The sequence below is a fragment of the Bradyrhizobium sp. Leo114 genome (genome assembly GCF_055229415.2).
Window position 1 is genome coordinate 102,255 of record NZ_JBUYEN020000011.1, and the last position, 25,020, is coordinate 127,274.

A 25,020-nucleotide genomic window follows, 5' to 3' on the forward strand; every position below is an offset into this window, starting at 1 on the left:
TGGCGCGGCATTTGCTGCAAACTCAGTCGTCATACGCGGGCTTGACCCGCGTATCCATCTCCTTTGAACGATGGATGGCCGGGTCAAGCCCGGCCATGACACATCGTGAGGCTACGCCTCCTCAACCCAAGTTCAACTCCTTGAAGAAGTCGTTGCCCTTGTCATCGATGATGATGAAGGCTGGAAAATCCACGACCTCGATGCGCCAGATCGCTTCCATGCCGAGCTCGGGATATTCGACCACCTCGACCTTCTTGATGCAGTGCTCGGCGAGGTTCGCCGCGGCGCCACCGATCGAGCCGAGATAGAAGCCTCCGTGCTTCTTGCAGGCTTCGCGCACCGCCGGCGCGCGGTTGCCTTTCGCCACCATCACCATCGAGCCGCCGGCGGCCTGGAACTGGTCGACGAAGGAGTCCATGCGCCCGGCCGTGGTCGGACCGAACGCGCCGGACGCGTAGCCATCAGGCGTCTTGGCCGGACCGGCGTAATAGACCGGATGGTTCTTGAAGTAATCCGGCAGCGGCTCGCCCTTCTCCAGCCGCTCGCGCAATTTGGCGTGCGCGGAGTCACGTGCGACGATCATGGTGCCGGTCATCGATACGCGCGTCTTGATCGGATGCTTTGAGAGCGTAGCCAGGATATCCTTCATCGGCTGATTGAGATCGATCTTGACGACGTCGCCGCCAAGCGACTGCTCGACCTGCGGCAGATACTGCGCGGGGTTATGCTCGAGCTCCTCCAGATAGACGCCGTCCTTGGTGATCTTGCCGAGCACCTGGCGGTCCGCCGAGCAGGAGACGCCAAGCCCGATCGGCAATGAAGCGCCGTGGCGCGGCAGCCGGATCACGCGCACGTCGTGGCAGAAATACTTGCCGCCGAACTGCGCGCCGACGCCCAAGCTTTGCGTCATCTTGTGGATTTCCTGCTCCATCTCCAGATCGCGGAAGGCGTTGCCGTCGGGCGAGCCGTGCGTCGGCAGCGCGTCGAGATAGCGGGCGGAAGCAAGCTTCACCGTCTTCATGCAAAGTTCGGCCGAGGTGCCGCCGATCACGATCGCGAGGTGATAAGGCGGGCACGCCGCGGTGCCGAGCGTGAGGATCTTCTCCTTCAGGAATGCCAGCAGCCGATCCTTGGTCAGCACCGACGGCGTCGCCTGGAACAGGAAGCTCTTGTTGGCGCTGCCGCCGCCTTTGGCCATGAACATGAACTTGTAGGCATCATCGCCCTCGGCGTAGATTTCGCACTGCGCCGGCATGTTGTTGGCGGTGTTCTTCTCCTCATACATCGACAGGGGCGCCACCTGCGAATAGCGCAAATTGCGTCGCAAGTAAGCGTCGCGCGCGCCTTCCGACAGCGCCGCCTCGTCATCGCCCTCGGTGATGACGTTGCAACCCTTCTTGCCCATGATGATCGCGGTGCCGGTGTCCTGGCACATCGGCAGCACGCCGCCGGCGGCGATATTGGCGTTCTTGAGGAAATCGAACGCCACGAACTTGTCGTTGTCGCTGGCTTCCTTGTCGTCGAGGATATTGCGAAGCTGCTTCAGGTGCCCCGGCCGCAGGTAATGGTTGATCTCGCCGAAGGCGGCCTCCGATAGCGCCCGCAGCGCCTCGCGCGACACCACCAGCACGTCTCGTCCCAGCACCTTCTCGACCCGCACGCCTTCCGCCGTGACCTTCTTGTACGGCGTCGTGTCCTGCCCCAGCGGGAACAACGGCGTGTGCTTGTAGGGCGGAACAGGCTTGGACTGGTCGGGGAAAGCGGTGGGAGCGTTCATGGGCATGATCTCGGGTTGGGGCCGGGAACGTCGGCCCGGCATCTAGAGCCGTTCTAAGCATTTTTGCCGTAAAGGAAAGGCGTGGGAACGCTAGCCAGCGATCCGGGGCACCTGCGGTTTCGCGCAGGGCTGGCCTCCGCATATTGACGCAACCCGCTCGACCCTGCATTGAACCCGTGTGGTTTTCCATGCCGGCAGGGGGGCATCCGTGACCAGAACACTCGTATTGCGTCTTCGAGGCGCAGCGCTCGCCGCCGTGCTGGGGCTTTTCTCCGCCCTCGCCGCATTGCCGGCACACGCCGACCAATGCGATGACATCGCCAAGCAGCTCGCCAGCCAGATCGACGGCCTCAAGGTCAACTTCAGGGCCGCCAACGTCGTCTATCTGACCCATCCCGCGACCAGGGAATTGTCGCTCGGCTGCCGCGGCAGGAGCTACTCCATCGAGCTCTATGCCAAGGGCGACCGGAAGCCGAAGCCGGAATTCTATCAACTGGTCAGCTCGGCGGCGGCGATCATCTTCACCGTGCCGAAGGACGACACCACGACCGGCGCCACGCGCTGCCTGAAGCGCATGGGCCTGTTGCGCGGCGACAAGGTCAGCATGCGCTTCCGCCGCCTCAACATGGACTGCACGCGCACCAAGACCGAGGCATCGATCGCGATCACCCGCGGCAAGGACGAATAGCGCTGCCGCGGCCCGCGACCTGCTGACCGGACCGAGCCGTTGCGTTATCATGCTTTCCCCGGGATGCGGTGAGGAAGAACGATGCCTGACAGCAAAACCTATACCGGCGGGTGCCATTGCGGACAGGTGCGTTTCGAATGCACCTCCGATCTTGCCATGGTGACCAATTGCAACTGCTCGATCTGCACCAAGAAGGGCCTGCATTTCGCCTTCCTGCCGCCGAGGAGTTTTCAGCTCCGCGCCGGGGAGGAGAACTTGAAGGAATATCTCTTCAACCGGCACGCCATCCGCCATCAATTCTGCATCGACTGCGGCGCCGAGGTGTTTGCCTACGGCAAGAAGCCCGACGGCACTGATGTGGTGGCGCTGAACGTGAGCTGCATCGACGGCATCGAGTTGTCGAAGCTCACGATGACGCCGTTCGACGGCAAGAACAGCTGATGTCGTTTCATGCACCGTCATGCCCGGGCTTGTCCCGAGCATCCACGTTCTTGGCAACCGAAACCGTCATGGCCGGGTCAAGCCCGGCCATGACGAGTGGATAGAGCGACGCTTCAAAGATCCAGTTCCTTGTACCGGCGGAAGATGCCCTGCTCGTTGAACGGAATCCGCCGCTCGCTTGCCAGATAGGTCTTGATGTTCGGCCGCTCGGCGACGCGATCGCGCAATTCGACCAGGCGGGGAATGTTCTCCTCGAACGCCTGCATGTGCTTCGGGAAGGCATAACGGAGGCCCTCCACGATCTGAAACAGCGACAGATCGACATAGGTCAGGCGGCGGCCGCTGACGTAAGCACCGCCATTTGCCTCCACGATATCTTCGAAGTAGCCAAGATATTTCGGCACCCGCTCCTTCCAGAATTCCGCGGTGCGCTTCTTCGCCGGCGCCTTCTGGTCCTCGTAATAAAGGCTCGGCCCGAGCGGGTGATGGGTGTCGTGAACTTCCAGCACGAGATCGGCAATCGTGAGCTGCATTTGATGCACCCAAAGCCGTGCCGCTTCGGCCTTCGGCGCCAGGCCATGGCGCGGGCCGAGAAAGAACAGGATATTCGCAGTCTGCCCGATCACGAGCTTGCCGGCTTTGAGGAACGGCGGCGCGAAGGGCGGTGTGCCCTTGCCCGCTTCCATCATCGCCATCATCGCGCTTGTGCCGCCTGCGCCACGCGCCACATCGTCATAATCAGCACCCGCATCCTCCAGCGCGAGTCGCACATATTCGCCGCGGCCCTGGATGTCGGGCCAGTAGTAGAGCTGATAGCGCATGGACGATGCCTCCCCAGTGACAAGCTCATGACAACACCACACTCCTGTGGCCGGCGCTCTGCTGCCCCGTGATCGCAATTGTTTGCAAACGCGCGACGATGTTAACCTGTTCCGATCTTGGAACATCCGATTCCCGATCGGACAGGAGAATATTGATGGCGGATAGCAAGAAGAAGCGCGGCGCTGGTGATCGCGCGCGGATCGCGTTGGACGAAGCTTATGAGGTCGCCTACTGGTCAAAAAAGTTCAAGGTCACGCCGGCCGAGCTGAAATCCGCCGTCAAGAAAGTCGGACATTCCGCCAAGAAGGTGGAAGCCTACTTCAAGGAGCAGAAGCACCTCGCCGCGGACCGTGCGCGGATTGCGGTTAGCGAGCCTTATGAAGTGCGCTACTGGTCCAAGAAGTTCAAAGTCACACCGGCCAAGTTGAAGGCCGCGGTCGCTGCCGTAGGCCATTCGTCGAAGAAAGTCGCAGCCTATGTGGCGAAGAAGAAAACAGCTCCCAAGAAGGTAGCAAAGAAGAAAGTCGCGAAGAAAAAAGCCACCAAGAAGGCCGCCTGAGCGCTCGCTGGAGCATGGTGCGATGAGGTCGAATCGTGTCCGCGATGGCGCTGCGTCCCTTCACCTCTCCCCTAGGGAGAGGTCGGCGTGTAACGCCGGGTGAGGGGATTTGCTCTATCGAGGGGCCGCACCCGCTCACCCGCGCCTTCGGCGCGACCTCTCCCTACGGGAGAGGTGAACTTGCGGCGAGACTGATTCAGCCAAGAGACATCACGCGTTGGCGCATGATCTGATTGGATGGAATCGGATCATGCTCCAGGCAGCCGGGATTGGCGGCATGGACTTCAGTTCACGGCGAAGCAGTACAGCAAGCCGTCGCCGCCGGTGCTCTTCAGGTCAGCCTGCGAGCAGCCACCGTCGGGGCCGCGCGAAGGATGCGACGAGTTCCAGGACTTCGATGGCTCATCGTCGCGCAGGCCGATGCGGTCGGAATGGCCGACGATGGCGGTGCCCTGCGTGCTGCTTGTCCAGTTCTTGCAGGTGCGATCCTCGCCGGCGGCAAACGCCGTGCCGTCCGCTTGCGAGCCGGTCAGCACGTCGTGACGGTTCGGCGTGTCGCCGCGGCCGTTGATGACCTCGCCTTTTTCGGAAAGCGCGGTCTGCTTGGTGAGATTGTTGCCGGCGCTGTGGAGGTCGGCGACATCCTTGGCGACCACCACCCCCTTCACATTCTGCCACGGCCCTTTCCCGATGCGGTCGCGCGCGTTCACGGCCGGCTGGCCGTCGGCCGCCTGTGTCGACAGATAGGCGTGCCAGGTTTTCGGCGCGCCGAAGCCCGCCGCCTGCGCCAGCGTCTGGCAATGATTGTCGGCGCCCGCAAGCCCACCGAGATTACCGCCATTGCCGATGCCGTTGCTGGTCAGGAAGAAGCTCGCATTGGCCGACTGCGCCTGCGCCGGTTGCAGCGCGAAAGCGGCAAGTGCGAAACACGTCGGCGCGATGATGGCACGGATATTCATTTGCTCCTCCTGATTGTTCTTGGCTTCCGACATCAACCCGTAGCGGCATTGATTATTCCGACGCTGCGACCGCGAAAATGAATCGCGCAAAGCAAAAGGCGCTGCGGAATGAACCGCAGCGCCTCGATGTTACGTTATCTAGCGGACGATCAGTTCGCCTGCTGGATCGCCGAGAGTTCCCAGTCGCTGCCGCGCCGGCGCACGAAAGTCCAGACCTCCGTCACTTCCTGCGGCTGCTCGCTGCCGGCGACCGGCCGGCTGGTGGTGCGGTCGAGCGTCTGGTCGACCAGCGAGAACCGCATCGCCACGGTGGCGTAATCGGACTCGCCCTCGCGCCAGGCTTCGGCAAGATCGCCCTGCAGCAGTTTCACATTCGTCACCTTGTTGACGACGTTGCGAGCCTTGTTCTCCTCCAGGTCCTTGGAGAAGTAGGAGACCATTTCGGGCGTCGCGAGCGAGTGCAGCTTGCCGACATCCTCATTTGACCATGCAGCCTGGACCTCGCCGAGCAGGCGCTCGAAGGCCTCATAGTCGGCCGGCGCGATTTCCAGAGGCGCGTTGGCCGAGCCGAGGCCGAAACCCATGCCCGAGCGATAATTCGGCTGCGGGCCCACGCCGGGTGCAGGTGTCGGTCCGCCGGCATAGGCGGCGGCCGGTGTCTGGCGGCGCTGCCACCACGACATCGCGAGCCGCACCACCAGCACGATCAGGCCGATCTGCAGCAACAGGCCGAGGATCGACGTCAGGCCGCCGAGGCCGGAGAGTAGGCCACCACCGAACAAGAGGCCGAACAGGCCGGCGCCGAGGAAGCCCGCGGCGAGGCCGCCTAGCAGGCCGCGGCCCATGCCGCCCCGGTTGAACAGGCCGCCCGAATTCGCGGCCGGCGAGTTCATGCCGGTGCCAGGCTGGCTATAGGTGCGGTTGAACGGTTGCGTCGCGCCGGGCGCCGTGTTGGTGCTGGGCGGCGCGGAAAAGCTCCGCGAGCCGCGGGAACCGGAGCCGAAGCCGCCGCCGGCGCGGGCGTCGGCCGCCGAGATGCTGATAGCCGTGAGGGGCAGCGCCAGCGCGATCGCGACCGCGATAGCCCGAACAATTCCGCGCGTGTGTTGCGTGAAATTCATCTGTGTTTCCTTGAATCCCCGAAATGGGGAAAGTGACACTAAGATGGGCACGGCCGCCCAAAAGGGAAGCCGTAAACGGGAACAACCACTGCGGCCCTCAGTCGCGGGGATGCGACAAAAGCCCGTCTTTTCAGGGGTTTTAGCGGCTTCTTAACCCTGTCATTGGGACCGGAGCGAGGCGCTGCAGACTGCCACCACGGAGGGCAGCTTGCTTCGTCGCCTCCCCTGGCGATGACGTTATTGCAGCGTCATCGTCTCCTTCACGGCAGCGACGAGCTGCGTCAGCGTGAAGGGCTTTGGCAGGAAGGCGAACTGCTGGTTCTCGGGCAGGCTCTTCTCGAACGCGTCCTCGGCATAGCCCGAGACGAAGATGATCTTCAGATCCGGATTGCGACTGCGCATCTCCTTCAAGAGCGTCGGGCCATCCATCTCGGGCATCACCACGTCGGAGACGACGAGGTCGATCTCGCCATTCTGCTCGTCGAAGGCTTCCATCGCCTCGACGCCGTTGGACGCCTCGATCACGCTGTAGCCGCGCGAACGCAAGCCGCGGGCGTTCAGTGAACGCAGACCATCCTCGTCCTCGACCAAGAGGATCGTGCCCTGCCCGGTCAGGTCGGGTTTGGGCTTCGGCGGCTCGGCTGCCGCTTCCTTGGCCGCGCCATTGGTCGGCTGCGGCTCCGGCGCGACCTCCTGCTCGGGCCGGTGGCGCGGCAGGAAGATGCGGAACGTGGTGCCCTCGCCAGGCGTGGAATCGACATATACGAAGCCGCCGGTCTGCTTGACGATGCCGTAGACCGTCGACAGGCCGAGCCCCGTGCCTTTGCCGACCTCCTTGGTCGAGAAGAACGGCTCGAAGATCTTGTCGATGATCTCAAGCGGAATGCCGGTGCCGGTATCGGTGATGTCGATCCGCACATAGTCCGCCGCCGGCAGGCCCTTGTAGGCGAGCTGGCCCGCTTCCTCCGCCGCCACGTTCTGGGTCTTGATGATCAGCTTGCCGCCATCAGGCATCGCATCGCGCGCGTTGACGGCGAGGTTGACGACCACCTGCTCGAACTGGGAGACGTCGACCTTCACCGGCCAGAGGTCGCGCCCGTGCACAAGGTCGAGCTTCACCTTCTCGCCGATCAGCCGGCGCAGCAGCATGGTCAGGTCGGATAGTGCGTCGCCGAGATCCAGCACCTGCGGCCGCAGCGTCTGGCGGCGCGAGAAGGCGAGCAGTTGCCGCACCAGCGTCGCCGCGCGGGTCGCGTTCTGCTTGATCTGCATGATGTCCTGGAACGACGGATCGGTCGGCTTGTGTGCGTTCAACAGGAAATCGTTCGCCATCATGATGGCTGACAGCACGTTGTTGAAATCGTGCGCGATGCCGCCGGCCAATTGGCCGACCATATCCATCTTCTGCGACTGGTTGATCTGGTTTTCCAGCGTACGCCGCTCGGTGGTCTCGAGCATGTAGACGATCGCGGCCTCGGCATCGCGCTCGTCCTCCTCCACCGCAGTGATGAAGAAGTGGCCCCAGCGTTCCTTGGCGCCGTCGAGCATGACCTCGACCGGCGCGATGTCGCCCCTGCCCTCGGCGGCCTGGTTGATCGCCGCGATCACCAGGCTGCGGTCGCGCGGATTGACCGCGCGGAAGATCGACTTGGCGGCAGCGCCATCCGCACTGAGGCCTTGCGCCAGCTTCGCATAGCGCGCATTGGCGCGCACGACATTGCCGCCGCGGTCGACAGTCGCGATCGCCATCGGCGTATGGTCGAAGAAGCGCATGAAGCGCACTTCGGCGGCGCGCTCGGGATCGTGATGCTCGTCGCGGGCGCGGCTGATGACGAGCGTGCGCGAGGCCCCGCGCGCGCCGTCGGCGCCGAAGGCGAGCTTGTGATAGAGCCGCACCGGCATCGGCTTGCCGCTGCGCATCCTGAGATCGATGTCGAAGACTTCGGTCTTCACCTCACCCGGCGCCGGCACGATCGAGGTCAGCAGTGCCGCGCCGTCGCCGGACACGATGTCGGTGAGCTTCAGGCCGCCCGAGCCGATCTCGGCGAGGTCGTAATCGAGCCAGTTCGCGAGCGTCGCGTTGACATAGGCGATCTCGCCGGACGGCGTGACCGAGAAGAAGCCGCAAGGCGCGTGATCGAGATACTCGATCGCGTGTTGCAGTTCCTTGAACACGTCCTCCTGGCGCTCGCGGTCGCGGGTGATGTCGGCGATCGACCACACCGCATATTTCTGTTCGCGCTTGCTCTGGCCGAGCGGGCGCACCCGCATCCTGAGCCACCGCCCCTGGAGGCCATCATGGCCGGCGATACGGACCTCCTCCTGCTGCCGCTTGCCTTCGCGCGCGGCCTTGAGCAGGCGGAACACGGCCTCGGAGACATCCGGATTGCCGATGAAGACGCGCTCGACCGGCCGCACCTCCTGCGGGCTCGAAGCCCCCGTCAGCGCGAGATAGGCGGCGTTGGAATAGACCACCTGTCCGTGCGAATCCGTGACCGCCAGCCCGTCATAGGCGTGGTTGGCGATCCGGCCCATCACGGGGTCGTCGGTGGAACGGTCGGAGAAACGGACGATTCCGGCGGCAAAGGCGAAAAGGCTGAACAGCCCGACCATGGCGAGCAGCGCCAGCACGCCAAGGATATAGGGCTGTGCCTGGCCGCGGCCGATCGTCATCAGCGCGACCGCCACCGCGACGAGGCCGGCCGCCACCAGCAGCACCAGAACAATGCTGCCGCTCCGCCGCGCCGGTTCGTGGGCCACGAACGGCTCGGCAGCCTGGTTGTGATCGGTCTCGGCGGTCATTGACTGAAGCTGCCCGTCGGCGGTGAAGGCGCGCAGATTCGCCCGTCCTCCTGAGTGCCTCAATCGGAGCTTGGAGCGCAAGTCCATCAGGCCGCGATTTCCCAGGTTAAGCCCATCTCAGGCCGCTTTCGTTCCATTCCCGGAGTCCCATGCCGCGTCAGCTTCGCTGTCCCGACAGCCCGCGACGCTTCAGGCCCATGACGTAGCCGATGATTTCGGCAACCGCGTGATAGTGTTCGACCGGAATTTCCTCGTCGATATCGACGGTTGCATAGAGCGCGCGGGCCAGCGGCACATTCTCGACGATCGGGATGTCGTGATCCTTGGCGATCTCCCTGATCTTGAAGGCGATGTTGTCGACGCCCTTGGCGACGCAGACCGGCGCCTGCATGTCGCGGTCGTAGGCGAGCGCCACCGAATAGTGGGTCGGGTTGGTGATGATCACGCTCGCCTTGGGAACCGCGGCCATCATCCGCTTCTTCATGCGCTGCTGCCGCAACTGGCGGATGCGCCCCTTGATGTGCGGATCGCCTTCCGACTGTTTGAACTCCTCCTTCATCTCCTGCACCGACATCTTCTGCCGCTCGTACCATTGCCGGTACTGGAAGAAGTAGTCGGCGATCGCGACCGCGGCGAGCATCGCCACCACGGCCCCCAGCAGGTGCAAGGTCAGGCTGGTGGTGGCGGGCAGGATCGAGGCGACGTCGATTCTAAGCAGCGATTCCAGCCGGTGCCACTCCGGCCACAGCACCGCCGTCATGACCGCGCCGAGCGCGACGACCTTGAAGATGCCCTTGAGGAAATTCGCCGCCGCCTGCTTGCCGAAAATGCGCTTGAAGCCGGCGCCGGGCGAGATCTTGCTGAATTTCGGCGTCAGCGACTCCGTAGACCACACCAGGCGGTGCTGGATCATGTTGCCGGCAATCGCCGCCAGCATCAGCATCAGCAGCGGCACGCCGATCGCCGCGATGACAGCAATGCCCAGTGTCTGCATCAGCGACATCAGCCCCGGGCCGTCGGTCCTGATCATCCAGGAATTGGCGATCAGGTTGCGCAGCGGCGTCAGGATGCCTGCTGCCGTCGAGGTCGAGAAGGTCGACAGCACCAAGGTGCCGCCAGCGATCACGAACCAGGTGTTGACCTCCTGGCTCTTGGCGACATCGCCCTTCGCATGTGCGTCATCGAGACGTTTTTGCGTAGGGTCTTCTGTTTTGTCGTCGCTATCCTCGGCCATCGCGCTTCCTTAATGGCGGCTCCCTATTTCAGCGGCGTCAGTTGGTGCATGACGCCGATGAAGTATTCGAGATAGGTCCCCATCATCGCCGCGATCACCACGGCGAGGATCAGGAACCCGGCGAGGATCGAGAGCGGCACGCCGACGAAATAGACCTGCATCTGCGGCATCAGCCGCGCCAGCACGCCAAGCCCGATATTGAAGACGAGACCGAATACGAGAAACGGCGCCGAAAGTTGCAGGCCGATCTTGAAGGCTTCCGCGAAGGCGCGCGTCGCCAGCGCCGCGACGTCGCCGGTCGGCATCGTCGCGCCCGGGGAGAAGATCTTATAGCTCTCGTTCAGCGCCGCGAGCACCAGATGATGGGTGTCGGTCGCAAACAACAGCGTCATGCCGAGGATCGTGAGGAAGTTGCCGATGAGCTGGCCCTGCTGGCCCTGCGTCGGATCGATCGCAGTGACGAAGCCGAGCCCGAGCTGTTGGGCGATCACCGAGCCCGCGACTGCAAGCGCCGACAACGTCACGCGCGCGGTCGCCCCAAGCACGATGCCGATGACGATCTCGTGCACCATCAACACCATCAGCGACGTCACCGACGTGATGTCGACATGATAGTCGGCGCGGTGCAGCGGCAGGATGATCAGCGTCAAGAGCAGCGCGATCCCGAGCTTGATTCGCGCCGGGATATTGCTCTCGCCGAATCCCGGCAGCAGCATCACCATCGCCCCCATGCGGGCAAACACCAGCACGAAGGTCGCGGCCAGCGCCGGCAGCAGGGATACGTCGATGCGCATAATTTACGCACAGTGCATCAACCGCCGATGATTCGCGACGATATCCGCAGCATGTGGGCGTGCATCGCATCAGCCATGAACGGCAGCGCCAATAGCATTGTCACGAAGATCGCGAGGATCTTCGGCACGTAGATCAGCGTCTGTTCCTGGATCTGCGTCAGCGCCTGGAACAGCGACACGATCACGCCGACCACGAGGCCGACGATCATCAGGGGCGACGACACCACCACGATGGTCCAGATCGCATCGCGCGCCACGTCGAGGGTTTCAGCACCGGTCATTTTCAAGCGTCCTTTTTCAATCCGCCAAACCCTCCGCCGTCATTGCGAGGAGCGTCAGCGACGAAGCAATCCATGCCTCAGCAAGCGGCACCATGGATTGCTTCGCTCCGCTCGCAATGACGGAAGCCTCAGATCGGCATCTTCATGATGTCTTCATACGACTGGATCACCCGGTCCCGCACCGACACCAGGGTTGAGACCGCGACGTCGGTCTCGGCGACCGCGGTCACCACGTCCATCACATTGGCCCGGCCCGAGGTCATCGCCACGGTCTGGGCGTCGGACTTGCGGCCAGCATCCATGACGCTGCCGATGGCTTCCTTCACCAGCGCGCCGAACGAGGGGCCTGCGGTCTCGCCGCCCTTCTCGGCACCGCCCCGCTCCATCATGCGGGCGAGGCTGGCATAGGCATTGGCGGCAACTGTCGGTGTGGCCATGTTGGATCGCTTCCTGTTTCTTAGGACTTGAGGATATCGAGCGTGCGCTGGATCATCCGCCGCGTCGCGCTGATGATGTTGAGGTTCGCCTCATAGGAGCGCTGGGCGTCGCGCATGTCGGTCATTTCGACCAGCGGATTGACGTTGGGATATTTCACGTTGCCGGTTGCATCCGCCGCCGGATTGCTCGGCTCGTATTTGACGCGGAACGCCGACTGGTCGGGCCGCACTCTGCCGAGCGTCACCACTTTGGCATCCAGCGTCCGGTCGAGTGCGGAGGAGAAGGTCGGCACCTTGCGGCGGTAGGGATCGCCGCCCGCGGTCTGCGCCGTCGAATCGGCGTTGGCGATATTTTCCGAGATCACCCGCATCCGTCCGGCCTGCGCGCGCAGGCCAGAGGTGGCAATCGTCATCGAGCGGGCGAAATCGCTTCCATCGTCGGCCATGATCCCTTCTCCCTAAAAACCTGTCAGCGCCTGCCGATGGCGGTTTTGATCAATCCGAGGCTGCGGCTGTAGAGCGAGGTCACCGCCGCATAGTCCATCTGGTTGGCGGAGACCTTCAGCATCTGCTCTTCCAGGTTGACGGCGTTGCCGGCCGGCCTGGTCATGAAGGCGTTCTTGCCGCCGTCATGGTCGAAATTCTCCGGCGCGCCGGAGGCCGCGATATGGCCGGAGGCGGTCCGCATCATCGGCAGCGTGCCCATCGATCCGCTGACCGGCGCGCCATTGCGGCCGAAGGTCGGCTCGACCAGGTCGCGCGGCCGAAAGTTCGGCGAATCCGAATTGGAGACGTTCTCGGCCAGCACCCGCTGGCGCTCCTGATGCCACTGCATCTTGGTGCGCAGCGCCGACAGGATCGGTAGATCGTTGATGGCCATCGCCGCGCCCCCGTTAACCTCTGGGGCCGTCCCCGAGGTAGGCAGAATTTGCCCGGTGTATGGTTAACGGCTGGTTAAATTGTTCCGGGAGGCCGTTGGCAGGTCTCCGAATCATCCGGAAGTGCACATTTTCGCCACGATGGCTGCGTTAACCAGCGCGCGCAGGTGGGCTTAGAAGTCGTTTTGGAACAATCGATTCTTGGTCTATTAGTAAACATGGGCGGCGTGACTGCCGTGGGGAATTAAGAAATAAGGCTGATCTCGGGCGTGATTCGCTGATCGGATCGCTTCAGCCCGCATCCGTCGACGCCAGCATGAAAGCAGGGCCAGATGGCCGGGGACAGTAATATGCAGATCCTGTGGTTCCTCTTTGCGTTCATCGCCGTATTGGCGCTGATCGGTCTGGCCGCATGGCTGGTCCGCCGCTTTGCCGGTAACCGCCTCGGAGCCAACACCAACCGCGGGCGGATGCCGCGGCTAGCCGTGATCGATGCGGCCGCGGTCGATGGGCGGCGCCGCCTCGTGCTGGTCCGCCGCGACAATGTCGAGCATCTCCTGATGATCGGCGGCCCCACCGACATCGTCGTCGAACCCAATATCGTCCGCGCGTCGGCCCGCGACCAGGCGCCGCCGCGTCCGGTCATCGCCAGCGCCGAGCCGCCACCGCGGGTTGCGCCGCTCCCGGATGCCGCGTGGGCCGAGACCGAAAGCGCCCGCACCGAGATCTTCGATACGCCGGAGCCGACGATGCCTGAGCCGCCGCCGCGGCCCGCGCGTCCGTCTTTTGCCGAAGAGCTCCGCCGTCCGGCCGGCCCGCCGCTGACAGAGCGACGCGATCCGCTCGCCGGCTTCACGCCGGAGCCGATCGGCAGCCGCCCCGAGCGCACCGAACCGCGGCCGGAGCCGATCCCGCCGCGCGTGCCCCGAACCGAGCCCCTGATCCCGCGCCCGCCCCGCACGACCGAGCCGAAGATCGCGCCGCTGCGCACCCCCGAGCGTGCCGCAGCACCGCCACCCCCGCCGCCTCCGCCATCTCCTCCTCCGCCGCCGCCGGACACATCCAGCGCCGACGCCAATCTCGCCGAGATGGCGCAGCGGCTCGAGGCCGCGCTGCGCCGTCCGCCGAGCGAAGCTGCCGCGCCGCCGGTCGCGCCCGAGCCGGCAGCAGCGCCGCGCCCCGCACGCAGCGAACCTCCGCCCTCACCTGCGCCGCAGAAGAGCGGCTTTGAGAATCTCGAAGACGAGATGGCCTCCCTGCTCGGCCGCCCGAAGAACCCTTCGTGAGGCCGCCGAAGTTTCCGCGTAGAGTTTTATTCACCGCCGTCCTGATCGCCGCCAGCTCGCTGGCGGCGCCTGCGCTTGCGCAGGACATCAGCATCAATCTCGGCCAGGGCAATGGCGGCGTCACCGAGCGCGCGATCCAGTTGATCGCGCTGCTCACGGTGCTCTCGATCGCGCCGTCGATCCTGATCATGATGACGTCGTTCACGCGCATCGTCGTGGTGCTGTCGCTGCTCCGCACCGCGCTCGGCACCGCGACCGCGCCGCCGAACTCCGTGATCATCGCGCTGGCGATGTTCCTGACCGCGTTCGTGATGGGCCCGGTGCTGCAGAAATCCTATGACGACGGCATCCGCCCGCTGGTCGCCAACCAGATCGGCGTCGAGGACGCGCTGCAGCGCGCCTCCGTCCCGTTGCGCGGCTTCATGCAGAAGAATGTGCGCGAGAAGGACCTCAAGCTGTTCATGGATCTCTCCGGCGAGCCGCCGCCCGCGAGCCCGGAAGAGATGTCGCTGCGCATCCTCGTCCCCGCCTTCATGATCTCCGAATTGAAGCGCGCCTTCGAGATCGGCTTCCTGTTGTTCCTGCCCTTCCTCATCATCGACCTCGTGGTCGCCTCCGTCCTGATGTCGATGGGCATGATGATGCTGCCGCCGGTCGTGGTGTCCCTACCGTTCAAGCTGATCTTCTTCGTGCTGGTCGACGGCTGGTCGCTGGTCGCCGGCAGCCTGGTGCAGAGCTACGGGGGATAGCGCGACGAACTACGAGCGCGCGCGATCGCCCAATAGGCCGACCACGAGATCGACGGCGAGAGCGGTGGTGATGGCGGCTGCGCCGATCATGAACAGGAGCGCGTAGTTGCCGCCGGTCTGCTCGAAGCAGTAGGACAGGCCATAGGCGCCGCCGGCCTGAAACAGCGCAAAGCTCGTGGTTGCTTGCGCCCAGGCCGCGCCCTGCGCGGCGCTGTTGTGCGGAACGAGTTCATGGATGCGGCCGAGCGTCAGCGGCACGATGCCGGGGGTGAAGGCGCCAGCGATCACGCTCGAGACGATCATCGCGGCCGGAGCCACGCTGACCGCCGGCAGCACGATGGCAACCGCCTGCACCAGGAAGGCGACGCGCAGCGCCGGGCCGAAGCCTGCACGGTCGGCAAGATGCCCGGTCACGAGCGGACCGGCGATCGCGCCGATGCCGTAGAGCACCCAGTATTGCGAAGCGGCCGGAATCCCCTGCCCCAGCCCGCGCGCCACGAAGTCGACCAGGAAAACCATGTGCGGCACCAGCGCCAGGGCGTTGAGGCCATACTCCGCATACAGCGCGCGGATCGCCAGTGATCGCGGCCGCGATGCTGTGCGATGGTGAGCTACGGCTTTCGCGCCGCGGTCCTCGGCCGGCCAGGCCTTCCAGCTCGCCAGGGTCAGCAGCACGGACAATATCCCAAGTCCATACCAGGCCTCTTGCAGCCCTTGCCGCAGCAACAGCGGCACGAGCGTGCCGGACGCCGCAACGCCGACGCCCACGCCGGCGAAGATCACGCCACCGACCACGCCCTTCTTGTTCGGCGGCGTATGCGGCAGGATCGTCGACGCCGCAAGCACCATGATCACGCCTCCGGACAGACCGGCAAGAAAGCGCCACACGAAGAACCAGGCGAACGAGATCGGCACCGAGCAGGCAAAGCAGCAGAGCGATGCAAGCACCATCATCGCGCGCAGCGAGCGCACCGCCCCGATGCGAGCGCCGACTTGGCGCGCGATAATCGCGCCGCCAAGATAGCCCGCAAGATTGGCAGCGCCGAGATAGACGACATCGGCCGGACTGAACCATTTTGCCGCGATCAGCGCCGGGATCAGCGGCGTGTAGGCGAAGCGCGCCAACCCGAGACCGACCAGCGAGGCGCAAAGCCCCGCCGCAGCCGACAGCCAGACCGGCCCGCCTTCATGATGATGATTGGCCGCGGCTGAATGCGGATGACGGTGAGCGTGGGTGCTTGACATCGATATCGGTTAAGCCGCGTTGCAGTAGGAAAGGGAAATGGTTAGTTCTGATGCCAGCCATCGCCGGCGACGATGGCTGACCGGCGCGTCGACCGTCATTGCGAGGAGCGACAGCGACGAAGCAATCCACGCCTCCGCAAGCGGCACCGTGGATTGCTTCGCGGAGCCTGTCATCGGGCGCGCGTTCGCGCGACCCGGTGGCTCGCAATGACGAATCCGGGTGATTTCAGCGATCGACATGCAGGATCTCGCCGGTGACGAAGCCCGCGCTTTCGAGATAGAGCATGGCATCGACGATGTCGCGGCTCTCGCCCATCCGCCCGACCGGATGCAGCTTGGCGAGGAAATCTTAGGTCTCGCGTCCATGCATCGGCGTCTTGATCACGCCGGGCGAGACCGCGTTGACGCGGATGCGCACCGCGATATTCTGGTTGAGGAAAAAAAGCCAAGGGAGGTCTGACCATGCGGTTTGCAAAGCCTCTGCTCGTCGCATTTGCCTTGGGCAGCATGGTTGCGCTGCCGGCGCATGCGGAGCTCGACGTCGCAAGCCTGAAGCAATCGATCGAGACCTCCTTCGAGAGCGAATATCCAAAACTCGATGCGCTCTACAAGGACATCCACGCCCATCCCGAGATCGCCTTCCAGGAGGAGAAGACCGCCGCAAGACTCGCCGCCGAGATGCGCGCGATCGGCTTCGAGGTTACAGAGAAGGTCGGCAAGACCGGGCTGGTTGCGCTCTACAAAAATGGCGACGGTCACGACCATCATGGTGCGCACCGAGCTTGACGCGCTGCCGATGGAGGAGAAGACCGGCCTGCCCTACGCAAGCCGCGACAAGACCATCTGGCAGGAGCGCGAAACCTTTGTCGCCCATAGCTGCGGCCACGACATCCACATGGCGAGCTGGATCGGAACGGCGCAGGCGCTGGTCGGGCTGAAGGACCGGTGGAAGGGCACGCTGATGTTCATCGCCCAGCCCGCCGAGGAAGTGGTTGCGGGTGCCAGAGCCATGCTGGCCGATGGGCTGTTCACGCGCTTTCCCAAGCCCGATGCCGGCTTTGCCCTGCATAGCGGGGCCTTTCCCTACGGCTACGTCAGCTACACCGTCGGGGTCCGCTCTTCCAATGCCGACGGCCTCTACATCAAATTCAAAGGCCGCGGCGGCCATGGCGCGGCGCCACAGGCGACCATCGATCCCGTGATGATGGCGTCGCGTTTTGTGGTCGATGTGCAGAGCGTCATCAGCCGTGAAAAGGACCCGACCGAGTTCGGCGTAGTCTCCATCGGCTCGCTCCATGCCGGCACCACGGCCAACATCATTCCCGACGAGGCGGTCCTGCTCGGCACCATCAGAACCTTCAAACCGGACGTGCGCGCCAAGATGCATGATGGAATCGAACGTACCGCCAAAGCGGTCGCCGCCATGGCGAACGCGCCTGCACCGGAGATCGGGATCACCGAGGGTACCAAGGCGGTTGTCAACGATGCCGCTGTTGTCGCGACCGCCGAGAAGGTGCTGAACGCGGCCTTCGGCGACAAGTTCATGACCGCGCCGCCGGTCACCGCAAGCGAGGATTTTTCGGAGTACATCAATGCCGGCGTGCCTTCGATGTTCTTCAATATCGGCGTCTACGATCCCGGGCACGTCGCCGCCGCGCGCAATGGCGGCGCGCCGCTCCCCGGCAACCATTCCCCGCTGTTCGCGCCGGTGCCGAAGCCTACCATTCAGACTGGCGTCACCGCGATGACGCTCGCAGTCCTGAGCGCATTCGACCAGAGGGCCAAGGGGCCGTAACGGCCAGGCCCGTCATCACGAGCAAAGCGAAGCAAGCGAGATGCGCATGATCGAGGAAGGATAAAATCTCTTAAGTACATGTTGGCGAGCGGCGGCTCGAAGGGAGCCGCACGCTGCCAATGCTTGACGTCATCACCAGCCGTAAGTGTAGCCGGGATAGGAGTAGTAATAGCTCGGATAGCTCCAATATGAATTATAGGTCGGATAGCCCCAATACGAATTATAGGTGGGATAGCCCCAGTACGAGTTATAGGTGGGATAGCCCCAATACGAAGGATAATCCCGACGCACCAGATAGCGCACGTCCATCGTCACGGCTGGTACCGCCGCCTTGATCGACATGCCATTGATCGGCGCAGCAGACGATTTGGCCGTGGCGGCCGCTGCGAGAGGGACAGCAATTGCGACTGCAATCGCGAGCCTGCGGACTTGAATCTTCATGGAAGCTCCTTTCGTGTTAGAAGTGACCATCCACCAGCGACGATGATGGCGCAGGACGCCTACAGAAAGATTTCGGAAATCCGGAATTGCGTTACGTGGGTAACTGGTGGTGGCACGAAGCCAAGCCCCACAACCCGCCACTCGATCGGAGCTGATCCGGACGCGTTGCGTCGCCTCTTGCCCCATCTCGGACCCTTGGAGGTCTGCTATCGCGCCGCGATCAGGGACACAATGCATCCCAGACGCACTCCGATGCGGCGCGCGGGTTTGTGAGTACACGCCGTAGCGAGCCGGCGCTCGTCACGGATAACAGCGCAGCCGGTCAGTTCTTGAAGTCATATTGCTTGCTGAGGTGATCGCCGACCTGGACCAGCATCGCCACGCATTCGGGATAACCCGGCTTAGCCACCGTCGCGGCGTCGGCGGCCGCACGAAATTCCCAACTGTCGCCGTCACGGATCACGGAGATCACGATGCCATCAGGGCAATCGGCATGGACCTTCAGCTCGGCTCTTGCCATCTCGATGAGTTCGGCTTCGGTCTTGGTCGGCTTGCTCATGGTGACGACATCCTCCGGCGATTTGCGTGGCCGCCGCAAATTGCCGCCTAAACGCGACGCTGTCGAGAGGACGATCGTCGCGGCTTCCACGTAGCCCGGACGGAGTTTGTAGCCTGGATGGAGCGCCGCGTAATCCGGGAACAGGTTCGCAAACGGTGACAATCCCGGATTGCGCGGAGCCTGTCATCGGGCGCGCATTCGCGCGACCCGTTGGCTCCATCCGGCTACGGGCTACCTCGCAGCGCTGGCGCGCTTGGTGCCGACGATCGCAGGCAGCGCTTCGGGATCGGCTTTCGTGCCCGGCACAGCGCCGGTCGCGATCGGATCGGAGAGCGGCGCGCGGGCGGTGGCGTCGGGGAAGCGGAGCTTCATGTCGCGGATGAAGCCGTCGAGCGTATCGACTCTGGCGGCCATCCTTGCGATCTCCGAGAATTCGGCGCTGTTGGCGGCAGCCGGCCTGGCTGCAATGTCGAACGCCGTCCGGTCGGCCTCGCCCGACATCAGCGGCGCATATTTCTCGCGGAAGCGGGCGAGCCCGATCGCGTCCTCGGCGAGCGCATAGCCGACCACGGCACGGATGACGTCGCCCTTCTCGGCCGCGTTCAACGGCGTGAAGTCGCGCCAGCGGTCGCCGTAATAGAGCTCGATCTGCTCGGAGGCCTCGCGCCAGTGCCGCTGCGCCCAAAAGATGTCGGAACGCAGCCGGATCGCTTCGCGGCCGGGAATGTTGGAGATGATGTCGAGCGCGAGGTCATGCCGGCCGACGTCGCTCTGCGCACGCGCCTCGAGCAGCAGTCGCTGCTGGCGCAATTCGCCCGAGAGATCCGAGATGCGGGTCAGGCGCAGCGCCGCGATCGCGCGCTCCGGCTTGCGATTGGTGAGATAGACCATGGCAAGGCGTGCGGCGACCTGCGCGCGCGCCGCGCCCTCGAGCCGCTTGTCGACCTGGTACTGCAGCAGTTCGGCGGCCTGATCCAAGAGGTCGACGCCGACCAGACGGTCGGCCAGGCGGCGGATCATCTCATCCCCCCGGCGACCGATCGGCGTCAGCTCGCGGTATTCATAGAACATCGTGAGTGCATCGATCGGCGGGATGCTGTCGCCGGCGGGCCCGAGGAAAAGCTGCGAGAACAGCGCCGACGCCGCATCCTGTGCCTGCCGCGATTCCGGCGAGTTCGGCTGCAGTTTCGTCGCGGCGCGGGTGGCCGCGAACGCCTCCGCATAGCGGCCGGTGTCGGAATAGATCTTCGCCAGGATCTGCAGCGTGCGCAGCTCGATGCTGTCGCCACGCCACATCACGGCGAGCAGTTCGAGCTCGCGCAGGATCTCTCCTTGCGTGATCTCACCCCGCTTCTGCTTCAGTGCGACCTCAAGCAATTTGCCTTCGGCCGCGGCCTGCCGGTCGAGCGAGTTCGCGGCGAAGCGGTAGGCGTCGAGCGCGTCCTTCTCATAGCCGAGCGCTTCGGCGAGCCGGCCGCGCAGCACCGCTGCGGCGGGTTTCAATTCCTTCGGCAGGCCGATCACCTCGAGCTCGCTGCGGCGGCGCGCGGCACCGGCAAAATCCTTCACCTCGAGCGCGGCCCTCATCGATTCCAGCATGACGACGCGCTGCAGATCGGGCGGCAGCGTCGCGACCGAGAACTCCGCGTTCTTGAATTTCTCCCGCGCATCCGCCCATTTGCCCTGGCGCGCAAGGGCGAGCCCCTTCCACAATTGGGAATCATAGCCGTTGCCGATCAAGGGACTGGCGAGATCCTTGAGCGCGCGCTCGGGCCGGCCCATCATGATGCTGCTGGCGGCATGGATCATCAGCACGGCCGGATCCTCGGCGCCGCGCTTGCTCTCCGACAGCATCAGGTTGGCGACGCCGTGGGCTTCCTCATACATGGCGCGCGCGACGTAGAACTTGGCAAGGTTGAGCCGCGACTGCGCGAGCTGCTCGGGCGACGTGGTCGCCTCGGCGCTGGCCGTGGTCAGCCCATCGAGCCGCTTGATGAAGTTCTCCGATTGGTTGTTCTTCCATTCCTCGGCATCGAACAGCGGCTTGACCGCGGCGGTGGCGCGTTCGGCGGCAACGTCGGCCGATGACAGCGTCAGCCCGCCAGGACGTCCCAGCACCACCTTGTCGGCGCCGAGTTCGGCCTTCACGTCGTCGGAGTTCGGATGCACCACGAGGCCGTGCACGGATTCAAGCAGCGACAGCTCGACGAAATCCTGCCGACGGATGAAGCCGCGCGCCGGCGGCGGCGCGGTCACGACCCACAGCATGTCGCCGGCATCGGGATCGACCAGCCGATGCAATTGCCCGGGATTGGCCAAGGGCACGCTGACATTGGCGAGTGCGGGATCGCTGACGTTGCGCACCACCATCAAGGGCTGCGGCGGCTTCTGCACCCGGTCGGCGAAGGTCACCGTCCAGCCGGTGCCGGAGGAACGCTCGTCGGCCTCGAGCGAAGGCATCTGCGGGCGGTTGAGGCGGAAGCGGATCGCCTGCCCCTGGTCCAGCGGCAAGCGGCTGACGTCGGAGATGATGGCGCCGGCCTTGTCGCGGATCGGCGCGACATCGATCGGTTCTGAAGAATCGAACACCAGCCACACCGCATCGGCGCGGCGGAACAACGCCGACGGCGTCGCTTTCTGGAAGGTGAACGTCACGCGCAAGCCGTCGCTGTCGCGCTGCGCGTCGACCGCAACAGACTTCTCAGCGGACGAAGTCTGTGGCGTTGCTGCAGCGGCCTGTTTCGGCGCGACATTCGCAGATGGCGGTGAAGCTTCCTTCGCGGACGCTGCTGCAGGCTGCGGCGGCTCGGCAGGCGCCGCTTGCAGTGGAGGCGGAGCCGGCGCCACCTCCTGCGCGACCTTCTCGGACGCCGGCGCGGGCGGTTCGGCGGTGGGGGGCTGCGGCTTCGCGACCGCAGGCGCCGTGCTCTCGGCCGCCACCGCGGGCTCCGCCTGCGGCGCATTTGCGCCCTGCTCGGGCTTGATGGCGATCTTGGCCTGCTCCGCGAACGTCTCAGATGTCACCAGGGCGACCGGGGCCGGCTGCTGCAGCGGCGTGGATTCCCTGATCGCCTTGCCCTGCCCGGCCGCCACGGCGACCAGCGGCTTTGCCGGCGCGGGTGGAATGTTGGCGGCGTGCCCATCCGCTGCCGGCTTCTCCGGCTGCTGGAAGGCGACGTCGACGACGTAGTTTTTGTCCTCGCGGAAGGAACGCACATCGACTTCGCCGATCAGGTTGATGTCGACAGCTGATGTGTCGGTGTCGGAGCGCTGGTTGATCGAGGCGACGTTCGGCGGCGCCGCCACCTTGGCATCCGCGAGGTCGAAGCTGAGCACGCTGTTGAACAACAGTGTCAGCTTCTGCTCGTTCAGCACCGAGGACGCGCTGACGCCATCGGGAATTTCGAACACGAAGCGCACGAAGGTCGGCTGCACCGAAGCGCGCACGCGCACCGGCGGCTTTTTCCTGGCTGCGTCCGCCGCCCGCTGCGCGCGCAACGCACGCTCGGCCGCGCGGGCGCGCTCGGCCAGTTCGCGGATCACGTCCGTCGGCAAAGGCGGCGGCGGCCCGGCCCACTCATCGGGCAGGAAGTCGATGAAGATCCGCTCGGCCGCGGTCATCGTATTGATCGTCACCCGCCGCGACAGCGACAGGCGGATCGCCGTTCCGTCCGGATCGCGCCGCGCCATGCCGACATAATCGGGCACGGCATCGGCCAATCTCTCCACGGGGATATCGACCGGCCGCTTGAAGCGGATCACGACGATCGAGCCGGCCGTCGACACCTCGGTTTCGACATCCTCGGTGAGCTTGAACACCAGCCGCGCAAAACCGTTCGCCGCCGAGAACGTCGCCACGCCCTTGACCGGATCGTCGGCGCGGGCGGCCGGGGCAAGTGTCAGGGAAATCAGGAGCACGGCAAGCGGCAGCAGCCGGCCCAGGCAAAGATACGCCGTCCGCGGCAAAACGCGGCCATGCGACCTTAGTCCAGCGGCAGCCCGTCGCGCCATGCCAGTTACGTCTTTCAGCCCTCAAGCCTCGAAGCAGCTACCAATGCGCCACCCCGCATCCGAATCTTGAATTGGCTCGCTTAAGGAGTTGTTAACGACGACTACTTGGAAACTTCGGGGAACGGTCCCCGAAAATCGAGGAAATATAGCAGTGCTCCGGCGGGGACATTGATGGCTATCGGGACCAGCGCGAGTACGCCCAAAGGTCATCGATGCGTTCCCTGAAGACATCCGAGACGCCTACACCGCTGAACTTCGGAAGCGGACATGCACATCGTCTCAAGCTCGGCCTTGAGTGGCTCCACCTGGTTGCCCATCCGGGCAACCATCGGGTCAGGCTCGGCAGCTCGGAACGACCCGCTTGCACGGCTGCATGCTCATCGCCAGATCGATGACGCGCAGTTCGCCGCTGGCCGCGTCTATCAGTGCGATCGGTAAACCGCGGAGCGCGGCGCGTCGTTAAGCTGCGTTTCGTGCAGTAAGTGTCAGTCGCATTCCAAGGGGTTTCAGCGCTTTGTCTAGCGTTTCAAGGGTTGGATTGCCTCCCTTTTTGAACGCCTTGTAGATCGCCTCTCGGCTTAGGCCAGTCTCGCGAGAGAATTCGCTCACACCGCGGGCTTTGGCAACGTCGCCAATAGCTGCCGCGATGAATGACGGATCATCGATCTCCAGGGCCGCTTCAAGGTAAGCGACTTGCTCCTCTGGAGTCTTGAGGTGATCAAGGATGTTGAAGGGGGTTGTCTTGATGGCCATATCAGACCTCCTTTGCCATTCGCTTCGCGGTTTCGATCTCTCGCTTCTGTGATTTCTTGTCGCCACCGCAGAGCAAGATCACAACGGTCTTGCCGCGCTTCGTGAAGTAAACCCGATATCCCGGGCCGTGGTCGATCCGCATTTCACTCACACTGTCGCCAAGCGATTTGGCATCGCCGAGGTTGCCCAATTCCATGCGGCGGATGCGGGCAACGATGCGGGCTTTGGCCTGAATGTCGCCAAGCTTAGCGAACCACGTCGAGTAAGCTTCGGTCTGGATGATCTGCATCGCGTGTACTAAGATACACACCCTGTGACTGTCAACTATAATACACAAAGAAAATGTCCAAAGTAGAAGGAAGTAAAAAGAAAACGGGAAGTGACTTGCCTTTAAGGAGATTCCGATGCGCCCCGTAGCTCGGGCGATCCTGGTGGGCGTCGCAATCCTGGCGGCCTTGCCCGGCCAGGCGCAGACCTACGATCCGCGTTACCCGATCTGCATGCAGGTCTTCAGCATTGACGGCCCTGCCATCGGCTGCGGATATACATCGATGACTCAGTGCAAGGCGTCGGCGTCAGGCCGCGCAGCCGAATGTTTTGCCAATCCGTATTTCGCGGGCGCAGGCGGGAAACCGCCAGCCAGGGCCCGTCGGCGGTAGCCGGGTTCCCCGCTTCATTTGTGACAAAGGCCGCAAAGCCACAGATTGAACAACGTGCTACGCTCTCCTCGCCGGGGGTTGATGTAAATCAATCGCATTCGCGTGCCATTTGCTTTGCATTCGGATGGTCATGGAGACGCAATAGAGTCGGGCGGCCATAGAGGAGAACTGCAAATGAGTGATCTTGTCGTGATCGCATTCCCAACCGAGGCGAAGGCGGAAGAAGTTCGTCAGAAATTGCTGGCCATGCAGAAGGAGTACCTGATCGAACTCGGCGATGCCGTGATTGCGGTGAAGGATGCCGAAGGCCGGGTGAAATTGAACCAGCTCATCAACACCACGGCGGCCGGCGCAGTCGGCGGCGCTTTCTGGGGCACCCTGATCGGCCTGATTTTCCTGATGCCGCTGGCAGGAGCGGCGCTTGGCGCCGCCGGCGGAACGCTCGGCGGCTATCTGACCGATGTCGGCATCGACGACAAATGGATGAAGGAGACAGCGGCCGCCATTCAACCGGGAACCGCAGCCCTTTTTGTGCTGGCGCGCAGGGTGACCGGAGACAAAGTGCTTGAAGGTCTCAAGGGCGAAGGCGGGACCGTGCTGAAGACGTCTCTTGACCACACCAAGGAAGACGCGTTGCGGGCGGCGCTGGCCGGCGCGCAAGCGGTTGTTCCTACTCCACCTGCGCCGGCTGCACCGGCTGCTTGATAGTACTGCTGCAAGCGATGCGCT

Annotated in this window: 27 protein-coding genes and 1 pseudogene; 9 read left to right on the forward strand and 19 right to left on the reverse strand. The window is 64.1% G+C overall.

What is annotated here, in order from left to right; all coding sequences use genetic code 11:
• Positions 1 to 121: 121 nt before the first annotated feature.
• Entirely contained in the window at positions 122 to 1,777 is a 1,656-nt protein-coding gene (locus ACZIRK_RS15725; protein WP_463327666.1) for a fumarate hydratase, read from the reverse strand.
• A 208-nt stretch (positions 1,778 to 1,985) separates the two neighbouring features.
• On the opposite strand from ACZIRK_RS15725, the gene ACZIRK_RS15730 reads away from it, so the two are divergent.
• The gene (locus tag ACZIRK_RS15730; protein WP_463327667.1) at positions 1,986 to 2,465 is read left to right on the forward strand and encodes a hypothetical protein; all 480 of its coding nucleotides are present in this window, start codon (positions 1,986 to 1,988) and stop codon (positions 2,463 to 2,465) included.
• An 81-nt stretch (positions 2,466 to 2,546) separates the two neighbouring features.
• Positions 2,547 to 2,906, forward strand: a complete 360-nt coding sequence (locus tag ACZIRK_RS15735; RefSeq protein ID WP_463327668.1) for a GFA family protein — start codon at positions 2,547 to 2,549, stop codon at positions 2,904 to 2,906.
• A 113-nt stretch (positions 2,907 to 3,019) separates the two neighbouring features.
• Here ACZIRK_RS15735 and ACZIRK_RS15740 read toward each other — a convergent pair whose 3' ends face one another.
• A complete protein-coding gene (locus ACZIRK_RS15740) occupies positions 3,020 to 3,727 on the reverse strand; it encodes a glutathione S-transferase (protein ID WP_463327669.1) in 708 nt (235 codons plus the stop codon).
• Positions 3,728 to 3,882: 155 nt separating this feature from the next.
• Between ACZIRK_RS15740 and ACZIRK_RS15745 the strand changes: the two genes are divergently transcribed.
• Entirely contained in the window at positions 3,883 to 4,287 is a 405-nt protein-coding gene (locus ACZIRK_RS15745; RefSeq protein ID WP_463327670.1) for a DUF3606 domain-containing protein, read from the forward strand.
• Positions 4,288 to 4,571: 284 nt separating this feature from the next.
• Here ACZIRK_RS15745 and ACZIRK_RS15750 read toward each other — a convergent pair whose 3' ends face one another.
• From ACZIRK_RS15750 to flgB, 9 genes are all read right to left on the reverse strand, one after another.
• Entirely contained in the window at positions 4,572 to 5,246 is a 675-nt protein-coding gene (locus ACZIRK_RS15750) for a lectin (protein ID WP_463327671.1), read from the reverse strand.
• A gap of 149 nt (positions 5,247 to 5,395) precedes the next feature.
• The gene (locus ACZIRK_RS15755; RefSeq protein WP_028163541.1) at positions 5,396 to 6,367 is read right to left on the reverse strand and encodes a Tim44 domain-containing protein; all 972 of its coding nucleotides are present in this window, start codon (positions 6,365 to 6,367) and stop codon (positions 5,396 to 5,398) included.
• Between the two features lie 237 nt (positions 6,368 to 6,604).
• Positions 6,605 to 9,169, reverse strand: a complete 2,565-nt coding sequence (cckA, locus tag ACZIRK_RS15760; protein WP_463327672.1) for a cell cycle histidine kinase CckA — start codon at positions 9,167 to 9,169, stop codon at positions 6,605 to 6,607.
• Between the two features lie 157 nt (positions 9,170 to 9,326).
• Positions 9,327 to 10,403: a flagellar biosynthesis protein FlhB gene (flhB, locus tag ACZIRK_RS15765; protein ID WP_130231211.1), complete on the reverse strand. Its 1,077-nt coding sequence runs from the start codon at positions 10,401 to 10,403 to the stop codon at positions 9,327 to 9,329.
• 23 nt (positions 10,404 to 10,426) lie between these two features.
• The gene (gene fliR, locus ACZIRK_RS15770; protein ID WP_028163544.1) at positions 10,427 to 11,197 is read right to left on the reverse strand and encodes a flagellar biosynthetic protein FliR; all 771 of its coding nucleotides are present in this window, start codon (positions 11,195 to 11,197) and stop codon (positions 10,427 to 10,429) included.
• 17 nt (positions 11,198 to 11,214) lie between these two features.
• Complete coding sequence (fliQ, locus tag ACZIRK_RS15775; protein WP_028163545.1) at positions 11,215 to 11,478, reverse strand: flagellar biosynthesis protein FliQ; 264 nt, start codon at positions 11,476 to 11,478, stop codon at positions 11,215 to 11,217.
• A 128-nt stretch (positions 11,479 to 11,606) separates the two neighbouring features.
• Positions 11,607 to 11,915: a flagellar hook-basal body complex protein FliE gene (gene fliE / locus ACZIRK_RS15780; RefSeq protein WP_028163546.1), complete on the reverse strand. Its 309-nt coding sequence runs from the start codon at positions 11,913 to 11,915 to the stop codon at positions 11,607 to 11,609.
• A gap of 20 nt (positions 11,916 to 11,935) precedes the next feature.
• Complete coding sequence (gene flgC, locus ACZIRK_RS15785; protein WP_028163547.1) at positions 11,936 to 12,361, reverse strand: flagellar basal body rod protein FlgC; 426 nt, start codon at positions 12,359 to 12,361, stop codon at positions 11,936 to 11,938.
• Positions 12,362 to 12,384: 23 nt separating this feature from the next.
• Positions 12,385 to 12,795: a flagellar basal body rod protein FlgB gene (gene flgB / locus ACZIRK_RS15790; protein ID WP_463327673.1), complete on the reverse strand. Its 411-nt coding sequence runs from the start codon at positions 12,793 to 12,795 to the stop codon at positions 12,385 to 12,387.
• 330 nt (positions 12,796 to 13,125) lie between these two features.
• Between flgB and ACZIRK_RS15795 the strand changes: the two genes are divergently transcribed.
• Entirely contained in the window at positions 13,126 to 14,079 is a 954-nt protein-coding gene (locus ACZIRK_RS15795; RefSeq protein WP_463327674.1) for a flagellar biosynthetic protein FliO, read from the forward strand.
• Positions 14,076 to 14,828 (forward strand): flagellar type III secretion system pore protein FliP, encoded by a 753-nt coding sequence (gene fliP, locus ACZIRK_RS15800; protein WP_028163550.1) that lies wholly within the window; start codon positions 14,076 to 14,078, stop codon positions 14,826 to 14,828. Before ACZIRK_RS15795 ends, fliP begins: the two co-directional genes overlap by 4 nt.
• A 9-nt stretch (positions 14,829 to 14,837) precedes the next feature.
• Here fliP and ACZIRK_RS15805 read toward each other — a convergent pair whose 3' ends face one another.
• The 3 genes and pseudogenes from ACZIRK_RS15805 to ACZIRK_RS15815 all read right to left on the reverse strand — a co-directional run.
• On the reverse strand, positions 14,838 to 16,073 hold the full coding sequence (locus ACZIRK_RS15805; protein ID WP_463327675.1) for a YbfB/YjiJ family MFS transporter: 1,236 nt from the start codon (positions 16,071 to 16,073) through the stop codon (positions 14,838 to 14,840).
• Between the two features lie 9 nt (positions 16,074 to 16,082).
• Positions 16,083 to 16,313, reverse strand: a complete 231-nt coding sequence (locus ACZIRK_RS15810) for a hypothetical protein (RefSeq protein ID WP_463327676.1) — start codon at positions 16,311 to 16,313, stop codon at positions 16,083 to 16,085.
• A pseudogene (locus ACZIRK_RS15815) lies at positions 16,300 to 16,485 on the reverse strand (SDR family oxidoreductase); the annotation flags it as partial. The gene ACZIRK_RS15810 and the pseudogene ACZIRK_RS15815, both read right to left, overlap by 14 nt.
• 50 nt (positions 16,486 to 16,535) lie before the next feature.
• On the opposite strand from ACZIRK_RS15815, the gene ACZIRK_RS15820 reads away from it, so the two are divergent.
• Together ACZIRK_RS15820 and ACZIRK_RS15825 are read left to right on the forward strand one after the other, a co-directional pair.
• Positions 16,536 to 16,859 carry a hypothetical protein gene (locus tag ACZIRK_RS15820; protein ID WP_463327677.1) on the forward strand — a complete coding sequence of 108 codons (324 nt, stop codon included), beginning with the start codon at positions 16,536 to 16,538 and terminating at the stop codon, positions 16,857 to 16,859.
• On the forward strand, positions 16,819 to 17,868 hold the full coding sequence (locus ACZIRK_RS15825; RefSeq protein WP_463327678.1) for an amidohydrolase: 1,050 nt from the start codon (positions 16,819 to 16,821) through the stop codon (positions 17,866 to 17,868). Before ACZIRK_RS15820 ends, ACZIRK_RS15825 begins: the two co-directional genes overlap by 41 nt.
• Before the next feature lie 132 nt (positions 17,869 to 18,000).
• On the opposite strand, the gene ACZIRK_RS15830 is transcribed toward ACZIRK_RS15825, so the two are convergent.
• The 5 genes from ACZIRK_RS15830 to ACZIRK_RS15850 all read right to left on the reverse strand — a co-directional run bounded on the left by ACZIRK_RS15830 (position 18,001) and on the right by ACZIRK_RS15850 (position 23,921).
• Positions 18,001 to 18,309: a hypothetical protein gene (locus ACZIRK_RS15830; RefSeq protein ID WP_130229062.1), complete on the reverse strand. Its 309-nt coding sequence runs from the start codon at positions 18,307 to 18,309 to the stop codon at positions 18,001 to 18,003.
• A 322-nt stretch (positions 18,310 to 18,631) separates the two neighbouring features.
• Positions 18,632 to 18,868 (reverse strand): hypothetical protein, encoded by a 237-nt coding sequence (locus tag ACZIRK_RS15835; protein ID WP_028163552.1) that lies wholly within the window; start codon positions 18,866 to 18,868, stop codon positions 18,632 to 18,634.
• A gap of 231 nt (positions 18,869 to 19,099) precedes the next feature.
• A complete protein-coding gene (locus tag ACZIRK_RS15840; RefSeq protein ID WP_463327679.1) occupies positions 19,100 to 22,879 on the reverse strand; it encodes a tetratricopeptide repeat protein in 3,780 nt (1,259 codons plus the stop codon).
• A 459-nt stretch (positions 22,880 to 23,338) separates the two neighbouring features.
• On the reverse strand, positions 23,339 to 23,632 hold the full coding sequence (locus ACZIRK_RS15845; RefSeq protein WP_028163554.1) for an addiction module antidote protein: 294 nt from the start codon (positions 23,630 to 23,632) through the stop codon (positions 23,339 to 23,341).
• 1 nt (position 23,633) lies between these two features.
• Complete coding sequence (locus tag ACZIRK_RS15850; protein WP_463327680.1) at positions 23,634 to 23,921, reverse strand: type II toxin-antitoxin system RelE/ParE family toxin; 288 nt, start codon at positions 23,919 to 23,921, stop codon at positions 23,634 to 23,636.
• Positions 23,922 to 24,036: 115 nt separating this feature from the next.
• Between ACZIRK_RS15850 and ACZIRK_RS15855 the strand changes: the two genes are divergently transcribed.
• Complete coding sequence (locus ACZIRK_RS15855) at positions 24,037 to 24,291, forward strand: DUF3551 domain-containing protein (protein ID WP_463327681.1); 255 nt, start codon at positions 24,037 to 24,039, stop codon at positions 24,289 to 24,291.
• 174 nt (positions 24,292 to 24,465) lie between these two features.
• On the forward strand, positions 24,466 to 24,996 hold the full coding sequence (locus ACZIRK_RS15860; protein ID WP_463327682.1) for a DUF1269 domain-containing protein: 531 nt from the start codon (positions 24,466 to 24,468) through the stop codon (positions 24,994 to 24,996).
• Positions 24,997 to 25,020: the final 24 nt, after the last annotated feature.